At 61.8% G+C, this 24,470-nt stretch carries 23 protein-coding genes; 8 read left to right on the top strand and 15 right to left on the bottom strand.

Translation table 11 applies throughout. From position 1 onward, the window contains the following. Nucleotides 1–23: 23 nt before the first annotated feature. The 6 genes from OO258_RS24635 to OO258_RS24610 all read right to left on the bottom strand — a co-directional run bounded on the left by OO258_RS24635 (nt 24) and on the right by OO258_RS24610 (nt 5,439). The gene (locus tag OO258_RS24635; protein WP_110743573.1) at nt 24–1,253 is read right to left on the bottom strand and encodes a nucleoside recognition domain-containing protein; all 1,230 of its coding nucleotides are present in this window, start codon (nt 1,251–1,253) and stop codon (nt 24–26) included. 152 nt (nt 1,254–1,405) lie between these two features. Further along, on the bottom strand, nt 1,406–2,734 hold the full coding sequence (gene gltP / locus OO258_RS24630) for a glutamate/aspartate:proton symporter GltP (protein ID WP_266033779.1): 1,329 nt from the start codon (nt 2,732–2,734) through the stop codon (nt 1,406–1,408). 741 nt (nt 2,735–3,475) lie between these two features. After that, the gene (locus OO258_RS24625) at nt 3,476–3,946 is read right to left on the bottom strand and encodes an inhibitor of vertebrate lysozyme family protein (RefSeq protein WP_266033776.1); all 471 of its coding nucleotides are present in this window, start codon (nt 3,944–3,946) and stop codon (nt 3,476–3,478) included. 2 nt (nt 3,947–3,948) lie between these two features. After that, nucleotides 3,949–4,110, bottom strand: a complete 162-nt coding sequence (locus OO258_RS24620; protein WP_003252966.1) for a DUF1328 domain-containing protein — start codon at nt 4,108–4,110, stop codon at nt 3,949–3,951. 42 nt (nt 4,111–4,152) lie between these two features. After that, nucleotides 4,153–4,443: a hypothetical protein gene (locus tag OO258_RS24615; protein ID WP_266033773.1), complete on the bottom strand. Its 291-nt coding sequence runs from the start codon at nt 4,441–4,443 to the stop codon at nt 4,153–4,155. Nucleotides 4,444–4,617: 174 nt separating this feature from the next. Beyond that, nucleotides 4,618–5,439: a BON domain-containing protein gene (locus tag OO258_RS24610; protein ID WP_266033770.1), complete on the bottom strand. Its 822-nt coding sequence runs from the start codon at nt 5,437–5,439 to the stop codon at nt 4,618–4,620. Between the two features lie 209 nt (nt 5,440–5,648). On the opposite strand from OO258_RS24610, the gene algB reads away from it, so the two are divergent. Beyond that, nucleotides 5,649–6,995, top strand: a complete 1,347-nt coding sequence (gene algB / locus OO258_RS24605; protein WP_110743568.1) for a sigma-54-dependent response regulator transcription factor AlgB — start codon at nt 5,649–5,651, stop codon at nt 6,993–6,995. A gap of 11 nt (nt 6,996–7,006) precedes the next feature. Then, nucleotides 7,007–8,773 carry a KinB sensor domain-containing domain gene (locus OO258_RS24600; RefSeq protein ID WP_266033763.1) on the top strand — a complete coding sequence of 589 codons (1,767 nt, stop codon included), beginning with the start codon at nt 7,007–7,009 and terminating at the stop codon, nt 8,771–8,773. Between the two features lie 57 nt (nt 8,774–8,830). On the opposite strand, the gene OO258_RS24595 is transcribed toward OO258_RS24600, so the two are convergent. The 7 genes from OO258_RS24595 to OO258_RS24565 all read right to left on the bottom strand — a co-directional run bounded on the left by OO258_RS24595 (nt 8,831) and on the right by OO258_RS24565 (nt 15,978). Continuing rightward, entirely contained in the window at nt 8,831–10,435 is a 1,605-nt protein-coding gene (locus OO258_RS24595; RefSeq protein ID WP_266033760.1) for an EAL domain-containing protein, read from the bottom strand. A 104-nt stretch (nt 10,436–10,539) separates the two neighbouring features. Further along, nucleotides 10,540–11,328, bottom strand: coding sequence for an N-acetylmuramoyl-L-alanine amidase (locus OO258_RS24590; RefSeq protein ID WP_266033757.1), 789 nt, complete (start codon nt 11,326–11,328; stop codon nt 10,540–10,542). 79 nt (nt 11,329–11,407) lie between these two features. Further along, a complete protein-coding gene (locus OO258_RS24585; RefSeq protein WP_266033755.1) occupies nt 11,408–13,348 on the bottom strand; it encodes a diguanylate cyclase in 1,941 nt (646 codons plus the stop codon). A 27-nt stretch (nt 13,349–13,375) separates the two neighbouring features. Continuing rightward, on the bottom strand, nt 13,376–14,230 hold the full coding sequence (locus OO258_RS24580) for an endonuclease/exonuclease/phosphatase family protein (RefSeq protein ID WP_266033752.1): 855 nt from the start codon (nt 14,228–14,230) through the stop codon (nt 13,376–13,378). 12 nt (nt 14,231–14,242) lie between these two features. Then, complete coding sequence (gene dsbA, locus OO258_RS24575) at nt 14,243–14,875, bottom strand: thiol:disulfide interchange protein DsbA (RefSeq protein WP_266033750.1); 633 nt, start codon at nt 14,873–14,875, stop codon at nt 14,243–14,245. 151 nt (nt 14,876–15,026) lie between these two features. Further along, nucleotides 15,027–15,644, bottom strand: coding sequence for a c-type cytochrome (locus OO258_RS24570; RefSeq protein WP_266033746.1), 618 nt, complete (start codon nt 15,642–15,644; stop codon nt 15,027–15,029). A 31-nt stretch (nt 15,645–15,675) separates the two neighbouring features. Continuing rightward, entirely contained in the window at nt 15,676–15,978 is a 303-nt protein-coding gene (locus tag OO258_RS24565) for a c-type cytochrome (RefSeq protein ID WP_110743610.1), read from the bottom strand. Nucleotides 15,979–16,171: 193 nt separating this feature from the next. Here OO258_RS24565 and yihA point away from each other — a divergent pair, with 193 nt between their 5' ends. Then, nucleotides 16,172–16,804, top strand: coding sequence for a ribosome biogenesis GTP-binding protein YihA/YsxC (gene yihA, locus OO258_RS24560; RefSeq protein ID WP_110743560.1), 633 nt, complete (start codon nt 16,172–16,174; stop codon nt 16,802–16,804). Nucleotides 16,805–17,201: 397 nt separating this feature from the next. On the opposite strand, the gene polA is transcribed toward yihA, so the two are convergent. After that, nucleotides 17,202–19,949: a DNA polymerase I gene (gene polA / locus OO258_RS24555; protein ID WP_266033743.1), complete on the bottom strand. Its 2,748-nt coding sequence runs from the start codon at nt 19,947–19,949 to the stop codon at nt 17,202–17,204. A 75-nt stretch (nt 19,950–20,024) separates the two neighbouring features. Here polA and OO258_RS24550 point away from each other — a divergent pair, with 75 nt between their 5' ends. Together OO258_RS24550 and OO258_RS24545 are read left to right on the top strand one after the other, a co-directional pair. After that, complete coding sequence (locus OO258_RS24550) at nt 20,025–20,312, top strand: DUF2782 domain-containing protein (protein ID WP_003252997.1); 288 nt, start codon at nt 20,025–20,027, stop codon at nt 20,310–20,312. 71 nt (nt 20,313–20,383) lie between these two features. Next, nucleotides 20,384–21,334: a homoserine kinase gene (locus OO258_RS24545; RefSeq protein ID WP_110743558.1), complete on the top strand. Its 951-nt coding sequence runs from the start codon at nt 20,384–20,386 to the stop codon at nt 21,332–21,334. Nucleotides 21,335–21,445: 111 nt separating this feature from the next. Here OO258_RS24545 and OO258_RS24540 read toward each other — a convergent pair whose 3' ends face one another. Then, nucleotides 21,446–22,402 (bottom strand): zinc ABC transporter substrate-binding protein, encoded by a 957-nt coding sequence (locus OO258_RS24540; RefSeq protein WP_266033740.1) that lies wholly within the window; start codon nt 22,400–22,402, stop codon nt 21,446–21,448. Nucleotides 22,403–22,420: 18 nt separating this feature from the next. On the opposite strand from OO258_RS24540, the gene zur reads away from it, so the two are divergent. From zur to znuB, 3 genes are read left to right on the top strand one after another with little or no spacing between them, the layout of a single operon-like run. Beyond that, nucleotides 22,421–22,906: a zinc uptake transcriptional repressor Zur gene (gene zur, locus OO258_RS24535; RefSeq protein ID WP_110743556.1), complete on the top strand. Its 486-nt coding sequence runs from the start codon at nt 22,421–22,423 to the stop codon at nt 22,904–22,906. Next, nucleotides 22,903–23,676 carry a zinc ABC transporter ATP-binding protein ZnuC gene (znuC, locus tag OO258_RS24530; RefSeq protein WP_266033736.1) on the top strand — a complete coding sequence of 258 codons (774 nt, stop codon included), beginning with the start codon at nt 22,903–22,905 and terminating at the stop codon, nt 23,674–23,676. The genes zur and znuC overlap by 4 nt, the downstream gene beginning before the upstream one ends. Continuing rightward, on the top strand, nt 23,669–24,451 hold the full coding sequence (gene znuB, locus OO258_RS24525) for a zinc ABC transporter permease subunit ZnuB (protein WP_110743554.1): 783 nt from the start codon (nt 23,669–23,671) through the stop codon (nt 24,449–24,451). Before znuC ends, znuB begins: the two co-directional genes overlap by 8 nt. Nucleotides 24,452–24,470 lie beyond the last annotated feature (19 nt).

Raw genomic sequence — 24,470 nt, 5'->3', positions numbered from 1 at the left:
CCCGTGCAGTCACATCATGGCGATTAGCCGAAGAACCAGTAGCAGATGAAGATCGCCGCGACCACACCCGAGAACTCGGCCAGCAGCGCGCAACCCACCGCATGCCGCACGCGCTGGATCCCCACCGCACCAAAGTACACCGCCAGCACGTAGAAGGTAGTTTCGGTACTGCCCTGGATGGTCGCCGCCACCAGCGCCGGGAAGCTGTCCACCCCCTGCGTCTGCATGGTCTCGATCAGCATTGCCCGCGCCGCACTGCCGGAAAACGGCTTGACCAGCGCAGTCGGCAAGCCTTCGACGAAGCGCGTATCCAGGCCCATCCAGTTCACCGCATGGCGAATGCCGTCCAGCGCCAGCTCCAGCGCCCCTGATGCGCGCAGCACACCTACAGCCACCAGCATCGCCACCAGGTAGGGCAGCAGGTTCTTGGCTACGTCAAAGCCTTCCTTGGCGCCTTCTACAAAGGCTTCGTACACCTTCACCCGCCTCAAGGCTCCGATCACCAGGAACAGGATGATCACGCCAAACAACGTAAGGTTACCCAGGATCGATGACAGGCTGGCCAACGCCGCCGCCGACAACGTGCCCAGGAAGGCCATGAAGCCACCCAGCAGCAAGGCGCCAGGGATGAAGTAGGCGAGCACCACCGGGTCCCACAGGCGCAGGCGCTGCATCACCGCAACCGACAGCAAGCCAACCAGCGTCGAGACACTGGTGGCCAGCAGGATTGGCAGAAACACCATGGTTGGGTCGGGCGCGCCTTGCTGGGCGCGGTACATGAAGATGGTCACCGGCAGCAGGGTCAGCGACGAGGCGTTGAGCACCAGGAACAGGATCTGCGCATTGCTCGCCGTGGTGCTGCTGGGGTTCAGCTCCTGCAGCGCGCGCATGGCCTTCAGGCCGATCGGCGTGGCAGCGTTGTCCAGGCCCAGGCCATTGGCCGCGAAGTTCATGGTGATCAGGCCCAAGGCCGGGTGGCCCGACGGCACTTCCGGCATCAGGCGGGCAAACAGTGGGCCCAGCACCTTGGCCAGCCATTCGACGATACCGGCCTTTTCGGCGATTTTGAGAAAGCCCAGCCACAGGGTCAGCGTGCCGAACAGCAGCACCATCACCTCGACCGACAGCTTGGCCATGGCGAAGATGCTCTCGACCATCGCTGCAAAAATGCCTGCGTTGCCGCCTACCAGCCATTGGGCCATGGCGGACACCGCCGCCACCAGGAAAAAGCCGAGCCAAAGGCCGTTGAGCATCCGAGTGTTCCCCCTGAAAAATGCCCGAATGATAGCGTATCGCAGCCCCTGACTGGCGACCTCGCGCCTACAGAGAACCACGAAGGCCTGGAGAATCGCAGACAACAAAAAGCCCCGACAAGTCGGGGCTCTTGGTCAGGCAGCCATCAGGCTCAGCGCTTGGCAGCTTCGCCAACCACTGCGGCTTCCCGCTTTTCAGTCATCAGCGAGGCGTAGTACTTCTCGCCCTTCGCCGCATCGTACATGCCTTCCCAGCGAGCAATGACCAATGCAGCCAAAGCGTTGCCCACGACGTTCAGCGCAGTACGGGCCATGTCCATGATGCGGTCTACACCGGCGATGAAGGCCAGGCCTTCCAGCGGAATGCCCACGCTGCCCAGGGTAGCCAGCAGCACCACGAAGGACACACCCGGGACCCCGGCAATACCCTTGGAGGTGACCATCAGGGTCAGCACCAGCAGCAGCTGCTGGCTCCACGACAGGTCGATACCGTACAGCTGGGCGATGAAGATGGCCGCGATGCTCTGGTACAGGGTCGAACCGTCAAGGTTGAACGAGTAGCCGGTCGGTACCACGAACGAACAGATCGACTTCGGTGCACCGTACTTTTCCATCTTCTCGATCACCCGCGGCAGCACGGTTTCCGAGCTGGAGGTGGAGTAGGCGAGGATCAGTTCATCTTTCATGATGCGCATGATCTTGATCACCGAGAAGCCGAACAGGCGAGCAACCAGGCCCAACACCATGAACGCGAAGAAGGCGATGGCGAAGTACACCAGCAGTACCAGCTTGGCCAGCGGCAGCAGCGAGCTGAAGCCGAAGTTGGCCACGGTCACGGCGATCAGGGCGAACACGCCGATCGGGGCGTAGTTCATGATCATGTGGGTGACCTTGAACATGGTTTCCGATACGGCCTGGAAGGTCCGCACCAGCGGGTCGCGCAACTCTGCCTGCAGGCTCGACAAGCCCAGGCCGAACATCACCGAGAAGAAGATGATCGGCAACATTTCACCACGCATCAGCGCAGCGAAGATGTTCGACGGGATCAGGTTGAGGAGGGTTTCGATGAACGCATGCTCATGCTGTACCTCGGCCGCAGTCGCCTGGTACTTGGAGATGTCCACGGTACCCAGGGTGCTCATGTCGATACCGGCGCCCGGGTGGAACAGGTTGGCCAGAACCAAGCCGACGACGATGGCGATGGTGGTCACCACTTCGAAGTAGATGATGGTCTTCAGGCCGATGCTGCCCAGTTTCTTCGCATCGCCAACCCCGGCGATACCCACGATCAGCGACGAAATCACGATCGGGACGACGATCATCTTGATCAGGCGAATGAAGATGTCACCGGCGGGCTGGAGGACATTGCTGATCCACCAGGCCTTTTCTGCGCTGAAGTGGTTCAGCAGCGCGCCGATTGCAACGCCCAGGACCAGACCGATGACGATCTGCCAAGCGAGGCTCAGTTTTGCCTTCTTCATGTCTTTACCCTTTGTTCTAGTGGTCATGGCGCTTGGCGGAAACGTGCGTGACACAGCCGTGGCCAGGTCACGGGCAGCAATGTTTCACCCGGCGACTTCATGTAAGGACACCGCAGGCGAGCGACAGGGCGCTCTGGCCAGCGAAAAAGGCGGCAACTATTGCGATGGCAAGGTGGGAAATCTAATGCCGGAAACGCATACCCCATACCGTTTGTGCATACTGTTTTATGGCACCTCAGGGGTGTCGCAAGTGCTTGATTTATAACGTTCGGAATCCCGAACAAGACCAAACCGCCATATTTCGGCAGAATCAGCGGTACACAAAGGGCATTGAAGATGGCTTGTTCGACAATCCGAATGGCCGAAATACCGCTTGAACAAGCAGTACGGGGTAAGAAAAAAATTTGATGTACGGTCGAGACAAAATGTGTCCCAAAGGAAAAAACGCGCAAGCAAAGCGATAGAACCTACATGGCTCCTCGGAAGTCAGGTCTGGCATGGTGTCCCTTGACACCGCCGACCTGATGCTTCCGATTCCGCCTTTCCTGACCCGGCCCATCGCTGGAGGCACTCCCTGTACCCCTAGGCCACTCCGATCCTGCAACAATCAGAACAGCCCGGCCCCATGGTCATGTGCTGCCCCTCCTCGAGGCGGCGCATCATAGAAGGCTGAACTATAGAAAGGTTCAGCTTCTATTACGTGACAGTGCGTGACCTTTCTTGGGTACCGGCACTAACCGCTCAGTACCAGTTCGGATCACGCTTGAGCTGCTCCTGCAGCATGGCCTTCATGCCATCGTCGGGCTCGCCTATCCAACGGTATTGCGCATGTCGGGTAGGCGACTTGTCCTTCGGCAAGCCTTCAGGTACCTCTACGAGCATCCCGTAGGCATCATCCTTGTCCCAGCTGAACGCCACGATCAGGCGTTTGAAGGTGCACTTGTCCTCAGCCTCACACAACGGGCCGACCAAGTACTTGTCACCCTCTTCGGTAACTGCGGACATTTGCTGCTGGGCACTGCCGGTCAGATTGACCACCCAATCAGGCAGGCGTTCCTCGCCCTTGATCGTGTCCTGCCAGGTTTCCCGGTACTCAGGGTCCGAGCCGAGCAACTGGTCGACCCGGACCTGGCCGTCATTGGCCGCCATCGCCGCCGCGCTGCTACCCAGTAACAGGGCGGCAGCCAGGGCTGAACGGAGCTTCCTGCTCATTTTCAACCTCGTCCACGTCCAAAGAAGAAAGAAGCTACGAACAGCACCAGGAAGACAATGAACAGAATCTTCGCGATACCCGTCGCGGCGCCGGCGATACCACCAAAGCCCAGTACAGCGGCGACAATGGCGATGATGAGGAAAGTGATAGCCCAGCTCAGCATGGTGATTCTCCTTTCTTTTGCGGAATCGGTTCGGCCAGTGGATCAGAACACCCAACGGTCCTGGGGTACGACATTTTCCACAGTGGTCGGCGAAGCAGTGGCCCGGCCGCCAGATACTGGCTCTGCGGCCTTGACCAGAGTATTGGCACGGGTTGCCTGAATCTGCGTCAACAAGGCAGTCTGCGCTGCCACTTGCTCGGCCAGGCGCGCGGTCTGCCAGCTGTAATAGAACAGGCCAGCGGCCAGAGTCAGCAGCAGCGCCATGCCGAGGGACAGCATCTGGCGAAGAGGCAGTGCGGCGATCTGCGAGCGGTTGACGGATTGGCGGTTCATGCCGGCTCCTCCTGCTGTAATTTTTGTTCAAACCTGAACAGGTAATTGCAGCCTGCATGCCAGTCTTTGAAATTAAATAAAATCCTTTAAAAACAATGACTTAATGACACCCACCAAAACCGCCAAGGACGTATACTGCACGATGCCGCCCATGGGGTCGTGCGAATTGCACGATCAGCCTTCGACCTTGGTCGCCACCTTCAGCAGGTCGGCATCCACCCCACGCACGCCGATGATTTCGCGGGCGATATCTACCGCGATGGTTTTCTGCTCGGCGCTGACTACCTCTCCCGATAACCGCACCATGCCGTCCACGCTGGCCACTTTCAGGTTCAGGCCATCCAGGTTGCGGCTGAAGCGGTAACTGTTCTGGACCTTGTCGATGATCCAGCTGTCGCTTGGCTGCGGCCCCTCGGGCGCCCCGACGGGGGATTGCCGCGCCTTGGCCATGGCGGCGGTATCCAGGCTGACCAGGTTGTTGACCAGATACACCCCGTCGGTGGTACGCGCCACCACGCCCGCCAGCTCCTTGGCCTCAGCACTATCGACCCGGCCACGCAGCGTCACCACGCCTTGGTTGCTCTGCACGTCTATGGGTGCCTTCTCGGTGGTGCGACTCCACAACAGCCGTGCCCGGATGACCGCCGCCAGGGTGGCGTCCTCCAGCCTCTGGGCGTAGGCACGCAGTTCCAGCGGGCGCTCCACCAGTTCGGGATTGACCTGCAATTGGTTATCCACCTGTTCGATGCCGTGGGTAGCCCGCGCCACATCCTCGGCCAACTGCCGCTCGACGTTGTTCTCTACCTCACCGGAAAGCCGCGCTTGCTTGCCATCCACCTCGACCTTGATGCGGAACGGGTTGAGCATGCGGTTCAGTGACAAGGCAGTTTGCAGCGCGCCTTCCAGACGGGCGTCCTGCACCGGCTCGGCGAATGCCGGGGTAAATACTGTCAGCAGGGTGGCTGCCAACACGGCTCTAGGCAGGGGAAAGGGCATGGCAGTGGCTCCTTTTGGGCAAAAGGTGAAAATCCTCGCAACCAATGTGCCACCGCGTACCTCTAAGCAAATCATTGGAAAAACGCGGGTTGCAGGCATCATTTGGCCATTGGCTAGCATGCAAAGGACAGAATCCTTCAGAATTGACCATGCAACTTGCCCGATTTTTCCCACACTAAATACAGATCTATCTCAAAGGAGCGCAGGAAATGGAATCAGCCCAGGACAACCAAGGCCGCATTCTGCTGGTGGATGACGAGTCCGCGATCCTGCGCACCTTCCGCTATTGCCTGGAGGACGAGGGCTACAGCGTGGCCACGGCCAACAGCGCTGCCCAGGCCGAAACCCTGTTACAGCGCCAGGTATTCGACCTGTGCTTTCTCGATTTGCGCCTGGGTGAAGACAACGGGCTGGATGTACTGGCGCAGATGCGTATCCAGGCCCCGTGGATGCGAGTGGTGATCGTCACCGCGCACTCGGCGATCGACACCGCAGTAGACGCCATCCAGGCCGGTGCCGCCGATTACCTGGTCAAGCCGTGCAGCCCCGACCAGTTACGCCTGGCCACCGCCAAGCAATTGGAAGTGCGCCAGCTCTCTGCACGCCTTGAGGCGCTGGAAGGTGAAGTGCGCAAACCCAAGGATGGGCTCGACTCGCACAGCCCGGCGATGATGGCGGTGCTGGAAACCGCCCGCCAGGTTGCCACCACAGACGCCAACATTCTGATTCTTGGCGAGTCCGGCACCGGTAAAGGCGAGTTGGCCCGCGCCATCCATGGCTGGAGCAAGCGTGCGCGCAAAGCCTGCGTGACCATCAACTGCCCATCGCTGAACGCCGAACTGATGGAAAGCGAACTGTTCGGCCATACCCGCGGCGCCTTCACCGGTGCCAGCGAGAGCACCCTGGGGCGGGTCAGCCAGGCTGATGGCGGCACACTGTTCCTCGACGAGATCGGCGATTTCCCGCTGACCTTGCAACCCAAGCTGCTGCGATTCATCCAGGACAAGGAATACGAGCGCGTCGGCGACCCGGTTACCCGCCGTGCCGACGTGCGAATCCTGGCTGCCACCAACCTGAACCTTGAAGAAATGGTGCGCGAAAGCCGCTTCCGTGAAGACCTGCTGTATCGCCTGAACGTCATCACCCTGCATCTGCCGCCGCTGCGTGAGCGCAGTGAAGATATCCTGACCCTGGCAGACCGCTTCCTTGCCCGCTTCGTCAAGGAGTACTCCCGTCCCGCCCGAGGCTTCAGTGATGAGGCTCGCACAGCCCTGCTCAATTACCGCTGGCCCGGCAACATTCGCGAGCTCCGCAACGTGATAGAACGGGCAAGCATCATCTGCCCACAGGAACGGGTGGAGATCACCCACCTGGGCATGGGCGAACAACCCACTGGCAATGCCCCGCGCGTGGGTGCCGCGCTTAGCCTGGATGAACTGGAGCGCGCCCACATCGGAGCCGTACTGGCCGCCAGCGATACGCTCGACCAAGCGGCCAAGACCTTGGGCATCGACGCGTCGACCCTGTACCGCAAACGCAAGCAGTACAACCTGTGAAGTGGCCACCCATGAAGCTGCGCACGCGGCTTTTCCTCAGCATCTCGGCCCTGGTCACGGTGGCGTTGCTCGGGCTGCTGCTGGGCCTGGTCAGCGTGCTGCAGATGGCCACCGTGCAACAGCGACTGGTGCAAGACACCACCCATGCCCTGGAGGTAGGGCTGAAGCTGCGACAGAACCTGGGCGAACAGCTGACCCTTATCCTCGATGAAGACACCGCTCCGGAAAGCCTGCGGTTGCTGCAGGACAACTTCCAGAACCTGCTCAACCAAGGGTTGGAGCAAGGCGGCGAACGCACCGGTTTCAGCAAAGCCAGCAGCAACTACCAGACGTTCCTCCAGGCCTACCGCGACAGCCCCGCGCCGGCCCGCAGCATGGGTGTCGACCAGCCGCTGGGGGCCGCGTTCAACCAGGTGCGCACTGACCTGATCGACTCCCATAAACAGGCATTGGAACTCATCACCCGTAGCGAGGAACGCTCCCGCGATCAGGCCCTGCTGGTCAGCGGCGTCCTTGGCCTGATGGGCCTGGTGGTGCTGGTATTGGGCTTTGTCACCGCACACAACATCGCCCGGCGTTTCGGCCAGCCAATCGAGGCCTTGGCCAAGGCTGCCGACCAACTCGGCAAAGGCAATTTCGACGTTACCCTGCCAGTCACCCAGGCCACCGAGCTTAACCTGCTGACCCGCCGCTTCGGCCTAATGGCTGATGCCTTGCGCAAGCACCAGGCAACCAACATCGACGAACTACTGGCCGGTCAGCAGCGTTTGCAGGCGGTGCTCGACAGCATCGACGACGGCCTGCTGATCATCGACCGTCAAGGCCGTCTGGAACACCTCAACCCGGTGGCCCAGCGCCAACTGGGCTGGAACGACAGCCGCGTAGGCAGTAGCCTGGCCGAAGCCTTGCAGCGACCGGAGCTGGAACAGCAACTGCGCCAGGTGCTGCGCGGCGGCAGCCTCGACCGCCCGCCAGACGACCTGAACATGGAGGTGGATGAGGAAAGCCGCCTGCTTACCTACAGCCTGACCCCGGTTAGCCACCCGCAGGGGCCTATCCTTGGTGCGGTGATGGTGCTGCACGATGTGACAGAGCAGCGTGCCTTCGAGCGCGTTCGCAGCGAATTCGTACTGCGCGCCTCTCATGAATTGCGCACACCGGTAACCGGCATGCACATGGCCTTCGGCCTGCTGCGTGAGCGGATCAAGTTCCCGCCCGAGGCGCGCGAGAACGACCTGCTGGAAACCATCGGCGAGGAAATGCAGCGGCTGACCCAGCTGATCAACGACCTGCTCAACTTCTCGCGCTACCAGAGCGGGTTGCAAAAACTCGAGCTGGCACCCTGCGCCATCGACGAGCTGATAGCGCGCGCGCAACTGCGTTTTGCCGAGCAGGCCGCACATAAGCAGATCGAGTTGATCAAGGAACTGGAACCACCACTGCCGCGCATCCAGGCCGATCTGGCCCAACTCGACCGGGTGCTGGACAACCTGTTGCACAACGCCATCCGCCACACCGCCAGCGGCGGGCGCATCCGCCTGCATGCCCGGCGGCATGCGGAGCGGGTAATCATCAGCGTCGAGGATAATGGCGAGGGTATTGCCTATGGTCAGCAAGGGCGTATTTTCGAGCCCTTCGTGCAGGTAGGCCGCAAGAAAGGTGGGGCAGGGCTGGGGTTGGCGCTGTGCAAGGAAATCGTGCAACTGCATGGTGGGCGCATGGGCGTGTTCTCCCGGCCCGGGCAGGGTACCCAGTTCTATATGGCCCTGCCGGTATGAGTATCGCCTGCTCCGGCCTCATCGCCGACAAGTCCGCGAGGGGCCGGTGCTGATTAGTCAGTGTTCTACCCGTCGCGGCAGATGGCCACGGCTGACAAGCTCGGCAAACTGCCGGGCGTTCAATGGCCGGGCAAACAGCCAGCCCTGCCCGTAATTGACGCCTTCGCTATTCAGCAGTACCGCCTGGTCCTCACACTCGATTCCTTCGGCAATCACCCGCAGGTGGAGGTCATGGGCCATGCGGATGATATGCGGGGCAACTCCGCTACTGGCTGCATCATGGCCGAGGGCATCGATGAACGCCTTGTCGATCTTCAGACAGTCCACCGGCAAGGTCTGCAGGTAGGCCAGGCTGCAGTAACCGGTTCCGAAATCATCGATCAGCACCTGGTGCCCCACGGCACGCAATGCTTGCAGGTTGTCACGAGCCACCACCACGTCGATCAGGCCGCGCTCTGTCACTTCGAAGGCAATCTGGCTGGCCGCCACCCGATGCAAGGCCAACAGGCGCGCCGCTACCCGGCCAATACGCGGCACCATCACATCGCAGGCCGCCAGGTTCACCGATATGTACAGTTTGGGGTGCGAGCGCAGTAGCTGACCCAGTTGTTCAAGTACGCGTTGCAGGACAAAGTCGGTGATCTGGCGAATCTGCCCGGTGTTCTCGGCCAGCGGAATGAAGAGGTCGGGGCTGGTCAGCGAGCCGTCGGGGCGGCGCCAGCGCACCAGGGCCTCAGCCCCCACGCAGCGCCGGCTGTCGAGTTCGATGATTGGCTGATAAAGCACCTGCAGTTCGCCACGGCGCAAGGCATGCTGCAGTTCCGAGCTCATCGATCGCCGCTGCAGGATCAACTGCAACACCAGCCACCCTATGCAGCAGGCCGCAAGCACGCTACCAGGGAACAGCAGCCAAAGCATGCCATTCATCCGCAGCGGTAGGCTGGCCCGCGGGGCAATCAGCACCAGTTGATAATCCGGCGACTTGGTTGGCATACGGTAGATCAACCGGTCACTGAGTTCGAGCAGCGACTTGTGGCTGGTTGACCAGGCTGACGGCGGTGGCCATACCTGGGGCGGGCCCAGCACCGGGATAGCCCGGGCGCCGTTATCCAGCACTACCACCAGGCTGCCGCCCGGGGGCAGGTCGACAACATCAGTCAGGTGCCCGCGCGATGTGGATACCAGGAATTTGCCCCGGCCCAGCATCAAAGCAGCCAGGTTCTCGTTCGGCTCGGTGGTAGTGTTGAGCCAGTAGCTGTAGGTCGGGCCCTGGATGTCCGGCGGCCGCAGTGGCACGAATGCGCGCTCGTTACCGCGGTTGGAGCAAGCAATGTCACCATCCACATAGGTTGCTTCGTAGATGAACCGCGAACTCAGGCCTACCTGTTGCAAGGCAGCCAGCATCGCCGGGCTACAGCCGCGCAACGGCTGTGCCTGCAACAGGTCGACACCCTCGCGCAATTGGCCGAACACCTGCTCAAGGCGGTCGAGAAACCGCTCGCCCTGGGCATTCATCTGCTCACTCTCACTTTGCTTCATCTGTTGCAGGGCAATGCCGATGCTGGCGGAGAGCAACAGCGCGGCGCTGGCCAACGCCGCCAAAGTGGCCAGCATCCAGGGACGGTAGAAAATTTGGCGCAGCAGGGTGATGAGTGCTGACATCAAGGGCATCCAGTTGATTACTAAGGTATAGCAACTGAATCAATAATCACCCTCACCGTTTGGCGCTTCGCTCGTTTGTGGTGTGAGCAGCCCTGGGCTGCGAATCAACGCATGCGGTTAAGCACCTGCAGCATCGCCGCCGTCTGCGCATCCGGCATGCCATCGAAGCGCTGCGGGCGGAAGCGCATCTGGAACGCGGCGATCACATGGCGGGTGGCCACATCCAGCACGCCGGTCTGCTCGATCTGGTAGCCAAAGCGTGCCAGCTCCTGCTGGTACCAGCCAATGCTGGGCGGGTTGACGCTGAAATAGGCCTGTTGACGGGCCACGGCATTGGCATCCGGCCAGATCCCCAGGCCAGCATCGGCCAAGCGCTTCCATGGGAACAACGGGCCTGGGTCAAGCTTGCGCAGCGGGGCAATGTCGCTGTGACCGATAATATGACGCGGCTCGATGTTGTTGCGTTTGACGATGTCCTTGAGCAGTGCGATCAACGCCTCGACCTGCGCCTCGCTGTAAGGGTGCCAAACCCGACCGTTCGGGGTGTCGGTGAAACCCGGATTGACGATTTCGATGCCGATGGACGAGGAATTCAACCACGTGCGCCCTTGCCATTGGCTATCACCGGCATGCCAGGCGCGCCGGCTTTCGTCCACCAGTTGGTACACCGTCGCCGGACCATCGCCGATCAGGTAATGGCTGCTGACCTCGCCATGAGTGAGCAGCGCCAGTGAACGCTCCAGCGAAGCATTGGTGTAATGCAGCACAACGAACTGGATGCGGTTGTCCTGATTGGCCGAAGGGTGACTGCGGTCGATGCGCAGGCCGGTCGAGCAGCCGGCGACAGCCAACAGCAAGGAATAAATCAGGGTTTTTTTAAGCGTGGAAAGCACGTCAGTGGCCTCGGCGTATGAGCGCTACAGTATAACGTGCTCGCCACGGCCGCGCCTGCCGTGGCTCTGCGCTGGCCGGCTAGTTCTGTTGCACGCGATTGCGGCCCTGGTCCTTGGCCCGGTACAACGCTGTATCGGCACGTTTGAGCACTTGGTCGGCGCGCTCCCCGGAGTGGAATGCAGCCAGCCCGATCGAAGTGGTGATTACCACCCTTTCACCCTTGAAGTGAAACGGGCAGGCTTCGACCGTGGCCCGCAGCACTTCCGCCATCTGGGCAGCTGCAGCGGGTGGTGTCTGCGGCAAGAGCAGGACGAATTCCTCACCGCCAAATCGGGCGATGAAGTCACGAGCACCCAAGCGTTTGCGCAACTGATCGGCGACGATCTTCAACACTTTGTCACCAGCCAGATGCCCGTAGCTGTCGTTGATACGCTTGAAGTGGTCCAGATCGAGGATCGCCATCGCCAGGTGACCGCCATTCTCCTGCCACTCAACCATTTCACGCTCAACCCGCTCGCTCCAGGCCGCACGGTTGGGCAGGCCAGTGAGCGGATCGAGCAGGGCCTTCTGCCGCTGCTCCTCCAGGTGCTCGCGGTAGCCAAGCGCCTCGTGTTCCATGTTCGCCACCCGCTCCGAGAGCCCTTGCAGGCGGCCTGCCAGGTCCTGCTCGCGGCGGTCGCGCTCAAGCTTGTGCTCATCCATGGTCACCAGCAGGCCTTCCAGACGGTTTTCCAGGATGTGCTTCAGGCTGTCCACGTCGGCGGCACCTAGCACACTGCTTTGCAGCCCGTCGACGTGTTCGCGCAACTGGGTATCCAGCTCGCGGGCAGCACTACTGTTGTCGGCGTGGCCGGCGCTGGCCTCATGCAGGTGGCTCTGGAAACCTTCCAGGCGTTCGTTGAGTTGCTGCAGGTAAGCTTCAAATTCGTGCTGGCCACTGTCGGTGATCGCCAGCATCAGCACCGCCAAGTCATCCAGCACCGGGATCAGCTCATACCAGTTCAGCCCGCGGGCAACCCGTTCGCGCATTTCCAGGGCCTGGGCCTTGTGTCGCTCAGGCAGGCTGAGGTCGTCGAGCAGGCCGATCAGGGTCTGCTCGATGTGAGCGGCCACCTGGCTGTAGGGCGGCTCTACCGCGTAGGGCAGGGCATAGGGCTCATCTTCGCCAAGGACTTCCTCAGGCGTCTGCACCAGCTCTTGCTCAGCCAATGGGTCGCTAGCGGCGGCCTGCGCTGCTGGTTCTGCGTCCGGTTGTGGCGGTACCGATAAAGCGAGCGGGGGCTCGATGGTTTCGATCAGTGCCGGGCCTGCTGCCTCCAGCTCCGGCCCGGGCGCCATGGCCAGCTCGGCTGCAGGGGGCGCAGTTGGCAGGGGTTGCAGAGCATCGACGTCGTCAGCCGGCAGGGCCTCGACAGGGCTCGATGCTGCCGGGGGCGGCGTCTCGGCACCAGGCACTGGCACGGGGGCCGGCTCTGGCTCACCTTGGGCATCATCCTCACGGTTACCGAACAAACGCTGCAGAAAGCCGGGACGGATTTCTTCGCCCGGCTTACCCAGGGCCGATAGCGCGCGGCCCTGCAAACCGCTCAACTCCCCCAGCAATGGCGGCAGGTCACGGGACTGGGCGACGCCGCCGTCGAGCTTCTTCGCCAGTTTTTTCAACGGCCGCGAGATATCGTTGGGCAGCGGTAGGCTCTGCAACTGGCCAACCAGCGCGGTCAGCGCATCACCAACCTGGTTCATGCGCGTTTCCCGGCGCTGTTCCGAGTCCAGCACCGCTTTTTCAAGACGTGGAATCAACCCGGCAAGGCCAGCGTCCATGTTGTCGCTGCGGATAACCTCGCGCATTTCCTTCATGCACTGGTCCACCACCTTGTCGCTACCTTCGGCCGCCAGGGTACTGCGCACCAGACCGCGCCGCAGCAGGTCGAGGCGGGCGTTCCAACGCCGTTCGAGCTTTTCCTGCTGCTCGATGCTCTTAAGGTATTTTTCTTTCCAGCGCTCAGCGTCTTCAGTCATGCCCGGTTCCGCAAACGGTGATGGCAATTAGCTCAAAACCGGCAGCGTATCCACAGTCAATGCATCAGGCAATCGAATCTCGACAGCAACGGGAAGGTGGTCGGATATTGGTCGGGCCAACACCTCGACACGCTCCAGCGTGAGGCTTGGGCTGAGCAGAATATGATCCAGGCAACGCTGAGGCCGCCAGCTGGGGAAGGTGGCCTCGACTTGCGGCGCGATCAGACCCAGATCACGCAGCGGCGAGTGCTCCAGCAAGTCTGTTGCATGGGTGTTCATATCGCCCATCAGCACCTGGTGGCGATAACCGCCAATCAGCTCGCGAATGTAGCCCAGCTGCAAGGCGCGGGTCTTGGCGCCGAGTGCCAGATGCATCATCACCACGATCAGTGCATCTTCGCCCTCGCCAAAACGCACCAATATCGCCCCGCGCCCGGCCGGCCCTGGTAGCGGATGGTCTTCGAGCAACTGGGGCTTCAAGCGGCTGAGCACGCCATTGCTGTGCTGGGCAAAACGCCCGAGATTGCGGTTGAGTTGCTGGTACCAGTAGGGGAAGGCCCCCAGATGAGCCAGGTGCTCGACCTGGTTGACATAACCGGAGCGCAGGCTGCCCCCATCGGCTTCCTGGAGCGCCACCAGGTCGAAGTCGCCGAGCAGATCACCGATTTTCTGCAAGTTGCCGGCACGCCCATTGTGCGGGAGCAAGTGCTGCCAACTGCGGGTCAGGTAGTGCCGGTAACGCTCGGTACTGATGCCGACCTGGATGTTGAAGCTGAGCAGCCGCAGGCGACCATCCTGGGGCAGGCCAGAGGCCTGCAGGTGATGCTCGTTGACCTGCGGCTGGTGCAGGCCAATGCCTCGCGTGGTTCTGAAGCGGGGCATGGGTTACGCCGCCTACTTGGCGGCGCGCTCCTTGTCGATCAGCTGGTCGGCGACGTTCAGCACGCCTTCCGGCCCGCCAGCGGTACCCAGGTCGAAGCGGTACTTGCCATTGACCACCATGCTCGGTACCCCAGTAATTTCGTACTTCTTCGCCAGTTCCTTGGCCTGGTTGACCTGGCCCTTGATGGCGAACGAGTTGAAGGTGGCGAGGAACTTGTCCTTGTCCACACCCTGGGTAGCGAGGAAGTCGGCCATGTCCTGCGGGTCGGTCAGGCGTTTGTGCTGGTTCTGGATGGCATCGAACACCGCAGCGTGCACCTTGTGCTCGACACCCATGGCTTCGAGGGTCAGGAACATCTGGCCATGGGCGTCCCATGGGCCGCCAAACATCGCCGGTACGCGCTTGAAGTTGACATCTTGGGGCAGTTTATCAACCCATGGGTTGATGGTCGGCTCGAAGTGGTAGCAATGTGGGCAGCCGTACCAGAACAGCTCGACCACTTCGATCTTGCCAGGCACGGAAACCGGAACAGGGTTGCTCAGCTCGATGTATTCCTTGCCTGCAACAGGCTCGGCGGCCTGCACGGCAGTCATACCGAACACGCTGGCGGCGACCAGCGCGGCGCTGAGAATCAGTTTACGCATGCTTTACTCCTGAGCAGTCGAAAGTCGCCTCTACGCGACCCGTATTGAGACAGGCCGGCAACGGCGTGAGTTCTGTAGTGTAACGGCTGCGGACTGAAAAAAGAGCGGCCCGGCCGCCCTTTCATCATTGGCCTACAACATTAACTGAAAGTTAATGCAGGCCCTGGATGTAACTGGCCAACGCTTCGATGTCGTGGTTGCTCAGCTTACCGGCGATGGTGCGCATGGTCATGGCGTCGCCATCGTTGGTCCGATTGCCTTCACGGAAGTCGGTCAGCTGCTTGGTCACATACTGCGAATGCTGCCCACCCAAGTGCGGGAAGCCGGCCAGCGCGATACCCGCGCCATTGGGCGAGTGGCAGCCGGTGCAGGCAGGCATGCCTTTCTCCAGGTCGCCGCCGTTGAACAGCGCGCGGCCACGCTCAACCAGTTTGGGATCGGCGGCGCCCACGCTGCCTTTCTGGCTGGCGAAGTAGGCCGCGATGTCGGCCAGGTCCTGGTCGCTGAACGCGGTCAGCATGCCGGTCATCTCCAGCACGGTACGTTTGCCCGACTTGATGTCGTGCAGTTGTTTTTCCAGGTAACGCTGGCCCTGGCCGGCCAGTTTCGGAAAGTTCGGTGCCAGGCTGTTGCCGTCGGGGTTGTGGCAGGCGCCACAGACGGCCGTCTTGGCCTGACCGGCGGCGGCATCGCCTTTGACAGGTTGCGCAGCAGTGGCCGCACCTGCGACACCCAGGGTCAACAGCAGACTCACGACTAGTTTGTTCATCAGCTAATCCAACACGGCTAAGGGTGAAATGTTATGTATCGGGACTGCCGCTCATCCAAAGGATGACCAAACGGTAGTCCTCGGCACTGCAGTCCATGCACAATCCACGCGGCGGCATAGCCTTGAAACCCTGGGTTACATGCTTCACCAGTACATCCATGCCCTGCGCCAGCCTTGGCTCCCAAGCTGCCCGGTCACCCTGCCTGGGTGCCTGTGGCAACTGCCCGGTGTGACAGGCCGCACACGTGCGGTTGTACAACACCTCGGGATCCTGTGTAGCCTGTGCGCTGAAATACGGCAGGAACATACCGACAGCTAGCAGCCTTTTCGCCAGGCGAAACGACCTGACAGGGTTGGGGGACGCGCTGCGTTCTGATGCGCAAGCTATAGTTCGGCACCCCATGCCCGCTCTCCTTCGCTGGGAGAATGGGCACACAAAAACTGGGGCATTATATACTTCTGTCAGCCAAACGGAAACGACACCGCTTGCCGGCCTAGGCTTTGGCAACACCCACATCGGAAATCCCATGCAAGTCAAGAACCCCATCCTCGGCCTCTGCCAGAAAGCCAAATTCGCCCTCAGCGCAGCCAAGGTCGAACAATGCCCGGACGACCAGGGTTACGAGGTGGCTTTTGCCGGCCGTTCTAACGCCGGCAAATCCAGCGCCCTCAACACCCTGACTCATGCCAGCCTAGCGCGAACCTCGAAAACCCCAGGGCGCACCCAGCTGTTGAATTTCTTCAGTCTGGACGATGAACGGCGTTTGGTCGACCTGCCCGGCTACGGTTATGCAAAAGTACCGATTCCACTGAAGCAGCACTGGCAGAAACACCTGGAAGCCTACCTGGGCAGCCGTGAGTGCCTGCGCGGCATCATCCTGATGATGGACGTGCGCCATCCAATGACCGACTTCGACAAGATGATGCTCGACTGGGCCAAGGCCAGCGGCATGCCGATGCACATCCTGTTGACCAAGGCAGACAAGCTGACCCACGGCGCCGGCAAGAACACCCTGCTGAAGGTGCAGTCGGAAATCAGAAAGGGCTGGGGCGATGGCGTGACCATCCAGCTGTTCTCGGCGCCCAAGCGTTTGGGCGTTGAGGAAGCCTACCGGGTGCTGGCGGGCTGGATGGAGCTGGAAGACAAGCCAGCTGTTTGAGGGCCCTATCGCCGGCAGCCGGCTCCCCCAGGTACAGCACAGGCCTCAAGGGCGGTGATACCTGGGCGGGGGCTGGCTTGTCGGCGATGAGGTCAGCACGGCCTGACCAAATTTCGGGCAAAAAAAACCCCGGACTTCGTATGGGGAGGGGGAAGTTCGGGGTCCAAGTCCGGACCGCTAGGGCGGGGTCCAGATATCTGCCAACACTTAACACAACATAGGAGCATCGAAAGGCTTCACCAGCCATTCAGTTACTCTGAGTCCCGCTTCACCGGTTTAGTTCCGGAGCCCTGAAAACTATTTGCGATAGTTTGATGAACCATCAGCACCAACGGCACTAGCGGTGCCAGGATCCGCGTCCCTACATCGCAGATCCTACACAGCTTTCCCGGCTCAATCAGTGAGCTTCGTCCCAATTTGCGCCAATTCCTGCCTCAACCAGCAGCGGCACATCCAGCTGCGCCGCCTGGCTCATGTGCTGGCGAATTTCATCTTTCACCTGCTGAACCAGGTCCTCACGCACCTCTAGCACCAGTTCGTCGTGTACCTGCAGGATCACCCGGGCGTCCAGCCCGCTCTCGCTCAGCCAGTTATCCACATTGACCATGGCGCGCTTGATGATGTCCGCCGCAGTACCCTGCATCGGCGCGTTGATGGCCGTGCGCTCGGCACCTTTACGCAGGGCCGGGTTCTTGGCGTTGATGTCTGGCAGGTACAGGCGGCGACCGAACAGGGTTTCGACAAAGCCTTGCTCGGCCGCCTGGGCGCGGGTGCGCTCCATGTAGGCCAACACGCCTGGGTAGCGGGCGAAGTAACGGTCGATGTAGTCCTGCGACTGCTTGCGGTCGACGCCGATCTGCTTCGCCAGGCCAAACGCGCTCATGCCATAGATCAGGCCGAAGTTGATGGCCTTGGCTTTACGACGCTGGTCGGTAGTGACGTCTTCCAGCGCCACCCCGAACACTTCGGCAGCCGTGGCACGGTGCACGTCAAGGTCGTTGCGGAAGGCGTGCAGCAAGCCTTCGTCCTTGGCCAGGTGGGCCATGATGCGCAGTTCGATCTGCGAGTAGTCCGCCGCCAGCAGCTTGTAGCCAGGGCTGGCAACAAACGCCTGCCGGATACGCCGGCCTTCAGCGGTGCGGATCGGGATGTTCTGCAGGTTCGGGTCGCTCGACGACAGCCGGCCGGTAGCCGCCACCGCCTGCTGGTAGGAGGTGTGGATACGCCCGGTGCGCGGGTTGATCTGCCCCGGCAATTTATCGGTGTAGGTGCTTTTCAGCTTGCTCAAACTGCGGTACTGCATCAGCACCTCAGGCAGCGGGTAGCCCTGCTCGGCCAATTCGTCGAGTACCGCTTCGGCAGTGGAGGGCTGGCCCTTGGCGGTCTTGCTCATTACTGGCATGCCCAGCTTGTCATACAGGATTGCGCCAAGCTGTTTGGGCGAGCCGAGGTTGAACTCCTCACCCGCCAGCTGGTAAGCACGCTGCTCCAGCTCGGCCATCTTCACGCCCAGCTCACCGCTTTGCACCTGCAGCAGTGCAGCATCGACCAGTGCGCCTTGGCGTTCGATCTTGGCCAGCACGGGCACCAGCGGCATCTCGATGTCCATCAGCACCGGCTGCAAGCTCGGCGTCTGCGCCAGGCGGGCCTGCAGCGCATGATGCAGGCGCAGAGTGATGTCGGCGTCTTCAGCGGCGTACGGGCCGGCCTTGTCCAGGTTGATCTGGTTGAAGGTCAGTTGCTTGGCACCCTTGCCGGCGATGTCCTCGAAGGCGATGGTGCTGTGGTCGAGGTACTTCTGCGCCAGGCTGTCCATGTCGTGACGCGTCGCGGTGGAGTTGAGCACATACGACTCGAGCATGGTGTCGTAGGCCACGCCGCGCATCTCGATCGCTGGCGAATTGTTGGCGAGGATATTGATATCGTACTTGGCGTTCTGCCCGACCTTGGCCTTGCCCGGGTCTTCCAGCAGCGGCTTCAACGCCAGCAGCACAGCGTCGCGGTCCAGCTGCGCCGGCGCGCCTTCATAATCGTGGGCCAGCGGCACATAGGCGGCCTCATGCGGTTCGACCGCGAACGACAGGCCAACCAATTGTGCCTGCTGGGCGTCCAGACCGGTGGTCTCGGTATCGAAGGCGAACAGCGGCGCCTGGCGCAGCTTTTCCAGCCAAACGTCGAAACGCGCCTGGTCTAGGATGGTTTCGTATTTTGGCTCGACCTTGGCCGCCGGCTCTGCAGCCGGCGCAATGTCATCACCGGCCCTGGCTGCATCGCGCTGCACCTCGGCGACCCAGCTCTTGAATTCCATCTCGGTGTACAGCGCCAGCAACGCATCGCGGTCGGGCTCACCGCACACCAGCGCCTCGACCTCGACATCAAGCGGCACGTCACACTTGATGGTGGCCAGTTCATAGGAAAGGAACGCCGAGTCACGGTGCTCCTCCAGCTTGGCCGGCAGGGTCTTGGCGCCGCGAATGGTTAATGTCGGCACCTTGTCCAGGTTGGCGTACAGGTCGCTGAGGCCGCCACCGATACCCGTCAGCAGCCCCACAGCGGTTTTTTCGCCCACACCCGGCACACCGGGAATGTTATCGACCTTGTCACCCATCAAGGCCAGGAAGTCGATGATATGTTCAGGCCCGACGCCAAATTTCTCGTGCACGCCAGCCACGTCCAGCACGCTACCCGTCATGGTGTTGACCAAGGTAATGTGGCCGTCCACCAGTTGCGCCATGTCCTTGTCACCGGTCGAGATGATCACCGGGCGGCCCAGGGCGGCGCTGCTGCGCGCCAGGGTACCGATCACGTCATCGGCCTCGACCCCTTCGACGCACAGCAGCGGGTAGCCCAGTGCCTTGACACTGGCATGCAGCGGCTCGACCTGTACCCGCAGGTCGTCGGGCATGCTGGGACGGTTGGCCTTGTATTCGGCGAACATGGCATCACGGAAGGTACCGCCCTTGGCGTCGAATACCACCGCGAACAGGCTGTCGGGGTATTGCTTGCGCAGGCTCTTGAGCATGTTCAGCACACCTTTCACCGCACCGGTCGGCATGCCCTTGGACGTGGTCAGCGGCGGCAGGGCGTGGAAGGCGCGGTACAGGTAGGAGGAACCGTCCACCAGGACGAGGGGCGCTTGGCTCATGAGCAGAATCAACCTTTTCGACGGGTCCGGCGCTAGAATAGCCAGAATCATTGACGACAAAGGGACTAGGTTATCATGCGTACACTCAATCGCCTGTTACTGCTCGGCCTGTTGGCAACCACGCCTGTCGTCACCCTGGCGGCGGACGACGCCCCCTCGGCCGATCCCGAGGTGACCATTCGCACGGAAGGCGACAAAACCATCCAGGAATACCGGCAGAACGGTTTCCTGTATGCGATCAAGATCACACCGAAAAACGGCAAGCCTTATTTCCTGGTACGCGCCGATGGCACCGATGCCAATTTCATTCGATCCGACCAGCCGGACATGCTGATACCGTCCTGGAAGATCTTCGAGTGGTAATCTGACGCGCGCACCGTTCACATCAACCCGGCACTTCCCGGCGGAAGTGCCCGTATGGGCAATTTTTCATCATGTCAGTCTTCACCCCCGTGACCCGGCCTGAGCTGGAAACCTTTCTGGCGCCGTACGAGCTGGGCCGTCTGCTCGACTTCCAGGGCATTGCCGCCGGTACCGAGAACAGCAATTTCTTCGTCAGCCTCGAACAGGGGGAGTTCGTCCTGACGTTGATCGAGCGTGGGCCGAGCGAGGACATGCCGTTCTTCATCGAACTGCTCGACACCCTGCACGCGGCCGACATGCCGGTGCCGTATGCCATTCGTGACCGCGACGGCAACGGCCTGCGCGAGCTGTGCGGCAAGCCTGCATTGCTGCAACCACGCCTGTCGGGCAAGCACATCAAGGCCCCCAACGCCCAGCACTGCGCCCAGGTCGGCGAGCTGCTGGCGCACATCCACCTGGCCACCCGCGAACACATCATCGAGCGCCGCACCGACCGCGGCCTGGACTGGATGCTGGCCTCGGGTGCCGAGTTGCTGCCACGCCTGACTGCCGAACAAGCCGCGCTATTGCAGCCAGCGCTGGACGAAATCGGCGCGCACAAGGCACAGATCCTGGCACTGCCAAGGGCCAACCTGCATGCCGACCTGTTCCGCGACAACGTGATGTTCGAAGGCACCCACCTGACCGGCGTGATCGACTTCTACAACGCTTGCTCCGGGCCCATGCTGTATGACATCGCCATCACCGTGAACGACTGGTGCCTGGATGAGCATGGCGCAATCGATATGCCGCGCGCCCAGGCGCTGCTGGCAGCCTATGCGGCGCTGCGGCCGTTCACTGCCGCCGAGGCCGAGCTGTGGCCGGAAATGTTGCGTGTAGGCTGCGTGCGCTTCTGGCTGTCGCGCCTGATTGCGGCGGAGTCTTTTGCCGGAATGGATGTAATGATCCATGACCCGAGCGAGTTCGAAGTGCGTCTGGCGCAGCGCCAGCAGGTGGCTTTGCACCTGCCGTTCGCTCTGTAGACCACGTCTGCTTCTTCGCGGGTGAACCCGCTCCCACAGGGATAGCGACAGCCTTGAGGCCTGCGCAGTACCTGTGGGCACGGATTCACCCGCGAAGGGGCCGGTACAGGCTTACAACTGTTCCAGGCAGCCTGCCAGGTCACCGCCCAGCTTCTCCAGCAAGCGTTCATACCCTTTGCCATCCACCGGATCGGTGCCACCCAAGGCATCCAGCTCGGCCAGACGCACCGGTAACCCGGCAGTCAGGGTTTCGGCCAACCGCGGCCGCAGTGGCGGCTCGCTGAACACGCAGGTCTTGCCTACTTCCTGCAAGCGTTTGCGCATGGCGGCCACATGCTGCGCCCCCGGCTGCACCTCGGACGCCACGCTGAACACGCCGGTGTGCTTCAGGCCATATTCTGCCTCGAAGTAATCGAAGGCCTCGTGGAACACGAAGTACGGCTTGTCGGCAATGCCGGCCACCCGCGCCTTGATCCGCCCATCAAGTGCATCCAGGCGTTCATTGAAGGCGTTCAGGTTGCTCTGGTAGCGGATAGCATTTGCAGGATCTACCTGGGCCAGGTCAGCCGCCATTTTTGCCGCGATTACCCGCGCATTGACCGACGATAGCCACAGGTGCGCATCCAGGCTGCCAGGGCGATGGTCGTGGTCATGATCGTCGTGGTCCGCTTCCTCATGGGAATGACTGTCCTCGCCAAAGTGGCGCAACTTCATGCCCGGCAGCGACTGCACAGACACGGTAGCCTTGCTCCGGCTACCCAATACGCGTGACAGGAAGTTCTCCATGTCCGGGCCGATCCAGTACAGCAAGTCGGCATCACCTACCCGCCGTACGTCGGATGGGCGCAGCGCGTAGTGGTGCGGTGAAGCACCGGGCGGCAGCAAGACATCAGGGCTGCCGACACCCTCCTGAACGGCAGCGGCAATCTGCTGCAGCGGCTTGATACTGGTCAGCACGCGCACATCGGCTTGGGCCGAGCATGCGATGAATACGACAAAAAGGGCTAGAAATCGGGACACGGTGAATACTCGAGTCGTGAGAAACAGGTAACATAATAACGTCTCCATCCAGAACCGTCGCTGCCCATGTCCATCACGCCGCTGGCCAACCGCCCTCACGATCACTCCCATTGCGTCCATAGCGCACTGGCTGAAGCCGACGCCTTGTGCACGCGGCAGGGCCTGCGCCTGACCGCGCTGCGCCGCCGTGTGCTGGAGCTGGTTTGGCAAAGCCACAAGCCGCTGGGTGCCTACGACATCCTCGCCGTGCTCAGCGAGCAGGATGGCCGCCGCGCTGCCCCGCCTACGGTGTACCGCGCCCTCGACTTCCTGCTGGAAAACGGCCTGGTCCACCGCATCGCCTCGCTCAACGCCTTCATCGGCTGCAGCCACCCGGAGCATGTGCATCAGGGGCAGTTCCTGATCTGCCGTGAATGCCATGTGGCCATCGAACTGGAACAGAGCAGCATCAGCGAGGCCATCATCACCAGCGCCAAGGGCGTAGGCTTCACGGTAGAGACCCAGACCGTGGAAGTGGTGGGGCTGTGCGGCAACTGCCGGAGTGCGGCATGAGCGACGCACTGATCCGCCTGGAACAGGTCGGCGTCACCTTTGCCGGCGAGGCGGTGCTCGACAGCATCGACCTGTCGGTAGCTCCGGGCCAGATCGTCACTCTGATCGGCCCCAACGGCGCGGGCAAGACTACCTTGGTACGTGCCGTGCTCGGTCTGCTCAAACCGCACCGCGGCAAGGTGTGGCGCAAGCCGAAGCTGCGCATTGGCTACATGCCGCAGAAGATTCAGGTCGATGCCACGCTGCCGCTGTCGGTGCTGCGCTTCCTGCGCCTGGTGCCCGGGGTAGACCGCGCGGCAGCCCTGTCGGCGCTGCAGGAAGTGGGTGCCGAGCAGGTCATCGACAGCCCGATCCAGACCATTTCCGGTGGCGAAATGCAGCGCGTGCTGCTGGCCCGCGCGCTGCTGCGCGAGCCCCAGCTGCTGGTGCTCGACGAGCCGGTACAAGGCGTGGACGTGGTTGGCCAGACCGAGCTGTACAACCTCATCACCCGCCTGCGCGATCGCCACGGCTGCGGCGTATTGATGGTGTCGCACGACCTGCACCTGGTGATGAGCGCCACCGACCAGGTGGTGTGCCTGAACCGCCACGTGTGCTGCTCGGGCCACCCGGAGCAAGTCAGCAACGACCCGGCCTTCGTCGAACTGTTCGGCCAGAACGCCCCTAGCCTGGCCGTTTACCACCACCACCACGACCACAGCCACGACCTGCACGGCTCGGTGGTGGCGCCCGGCAACCATGTCCACGGAGAGCACTGCAAGCATGGCTGATTTTCTTCTTTACGCCTTGCTTGCGGGCCTTTCCCTGGCAGTCGTTGCGGGCCCGCTTGGCTCTTTCGTGGTGTGGCGGCGCATGGCGTATTTCGGCGACACCCTGTCCCACGCCGCGCTGCTTGGCGTGGCAATGGGTTTCGTGCTGGACGTAAGCCCGGCCTTGGCGGTAACCGTCGGCTGCCTGTTGCTGGCGATCCTGCTGGTGACCTTGCAGCAACGCCAGCCATTGGCCTCGGACACTTTGCTCGGCATCCTGGCCCCCAGCACCTTGTCACTGGGCCTGGTGGTGCTGAGTTTCATGCACGATGTGCGCATCGACTTGATGGCCTACCTGTTCGGCGATCTGCTGGCCATAAGCCCCACCGACCTGGCCTGGATCCTCGGCGGCAGTGCGCTGGTGCTGTTGCTGCTTGCCGCGCTGTGGCGGCCGCTGCTGGCGGTTACCGTGCACGAAGAACTGGCCATGGTCGAAGGCCTGCCGGTGGCCGGCCTGCGCATGGCGCTGATGCTGCTGATTGCCGTGGTAATAGCCGTGGCCATGAAGATCGTCGGCGTGTTGCTGATCACCTCGCTGCTGATCATCCCCGCTGCTGCGGCGCAGCGTCACGCCCGCTCGCCCGAACAGATGGCGCTGGGCGCCAGCCTGCTGGGCATCGCCGCCGTCTGTGGCGGTTTGGCCATGTCCTGGTTCAAGGACACCCCAGCAGGGCCGTCGATCGTGGTCTGTGCAGCAGTGCTATTCTTGCTGAGCCTGGCGTTGCCAAAGCGCTGAACACAGGGCGTGCGCAGGC

The sequence above is a fragment of the Pseudomonas sp. DCB_BI genome (assembly GCF_026240995.1).
GTDB lineage: Bacteria > Pseudomonadota > Gammaproteobacteria > Pseudomonadales > Pseudomonadaceae > Aquipseudomonas.
Note: the sequence above shows the minus strand (reverse complement) of the source record. Positions and strands in the feature narration are given on the sequence as shown.

What these genes read in the sequence shown, in the direction of transcription:
- OO258_RS24580 (WP_266033752.1), bottom strand. Translation starts at nt 14,230, where the DNA reads ATGCCCCGCTTCAGAACCACGCGAGGCATTGGCCTGCACCAGCCGCAG.
- OO258_RS24615 (WP_266033773.1), bottom strand. Translation starts at nt 4,443, where the DNA reads ATGAACCGCCAATCCGTCAACCGCTCGCAGATCGCCGCACTGCCTCTT.
- gltP (WP_266033779.1), bottom strand. Translation starts at nt 2,734, where the DNA reads ATGAAGAAGGCAAAACTGAGCCTCGCTTGGCAGATCGTCATCGGTCTG.
- znuC (WP_266033736.1), top strand. Translation starts at nt 22,903, where the DNA reads ATGAGCGACGCACTGATCCGCCTGGAACAGGTCGGCGTCACCTTTGCC.
- zur (WP_110743556.1), top strand. Translation starts at nt 22,421, where the DNA reads ATGTCCATCACGCCGCTGGCCAACCGCCCTCACGATCACTCCCATTGC.
- OO258_RS24635 (WP_110743573.1), bottom strand. Translation starts at nt 1,253, where the DNA reads ATGCTCAACGGCCTTTGGCTCGGCTTTTTCCTGGTGGCGGCGGTGTCC.
- OO258_RS24585 (WP_266033755.1), bottom strand. Translation starts at nt 13,348, where the DNA reads ATGACTGAAGACGCTGAGCGCTGGAAAGAAAAATACCTTAAGAGCATC.
- OO258_RS24625 (WP_266033776.1), bottom strand. Translation starts at nt 3,946, where the DNA reads ATGAGCAGGAAGCTCCGTTCAGCCCTGGCTGCCGCCCTGTTACTGGGT.
- OO258_RS24610 (WP_266033770.1), bottom strand. Translation starts at nt 5,439, where the DNA reads ATGCCCTTTCCCCTGCCTAGAGCCGTGTTGGCAGCCACCCTGCTGACA.
- OO258_RS24540 (WP_266033740.1), bottom strand. Translation starts at nt 22,402, where the DNA reads ATGGAGACGTTATTATGTTACCTGTTTCTCACGACTCGAGTATTCACC.
- znuB (WP_110743554.1), top strand. Translation starts at nt 23,669, where the DNA reads ATGGCTGATTTTCTTCTTTACGCCTTGCTTGCGGGCCTTTCCCTGGCA.
- OO258_RS24545 (WP_110743558.1), top strand. Translation starts at nt 20,384, where the DNA reads ATGTCAGTCTTCACCCCCGTGACCCGGCCTGAGCTGGAAACCTTTCTG.
- yihA (WP_110743560.1), top strand. Translation starts at nt 16,172, where the DNA reads ATGCAAGTCAAGAACCCCATCCTCGGCCTCTGCCAGAAAGCCAAATTC.
- OO258_RS24550 (WP_003252997.1), top strand. Translation starts at nt 20,025, where the DNA reads ATGCGTACACTCAATCGCCTGTTACTGCTCGGCCTGTTGGCAACCACG.
- polA (WP_266033743.1), bottom strand. Translation starts at nt 19,949, where the DNA reads ATGAGCCAAGCGCCCCTCGTCCTGGTGGACGGTTCCTCCTACCTGTAC.
- OO258_RS24600 (WP_266033763.1), top strand. Translation starts at nt 7,007, where the DNA reads ATGAAGCTGCGCACGCGGCTTTTCCTCAGCATCTCGGCCCTGGTCACG.
- dsbA (WP_266033750.1), bottom strand. Translation starts at nt 14,875, where the DNA reads ATGCGTAAACTGATTCTCAGCGCCGCGCTGGTCGCCGCCAGCGTGTTC.
- algB (WP_110743568.1), top strand. Translation starts at nt 5,649, where the DNA reads ATGGAATCAGCCCAGGACAACCAAGGCCGCATTCTGCTGGTGGATGAC.
- OO258_RS24570 (WP_266033746.1), bottom strand. Translation starts at nt 15,644, where the DNA reads ATGAACAAACTAGTCGTGAGTCTGCTGTTGACCCTGGGTGTCGCAGGT.
- OO258_RS24595 (WP_266033760.1), bottom strand. Translation starts at nt 10,435, where the DNA reads ATGTCAGCACTCATCACCCTGCTGCGCCAAATTTTCTACCGTCCCTGG.
- OO258_RS24620 (WP_003252966.1), bottom strand. Translation starts at nt 4,110, where the DNA reads ATGCTGAGCTGGGCTATCACTTTCCTCATCATCGCCATTGTCGCCGCT.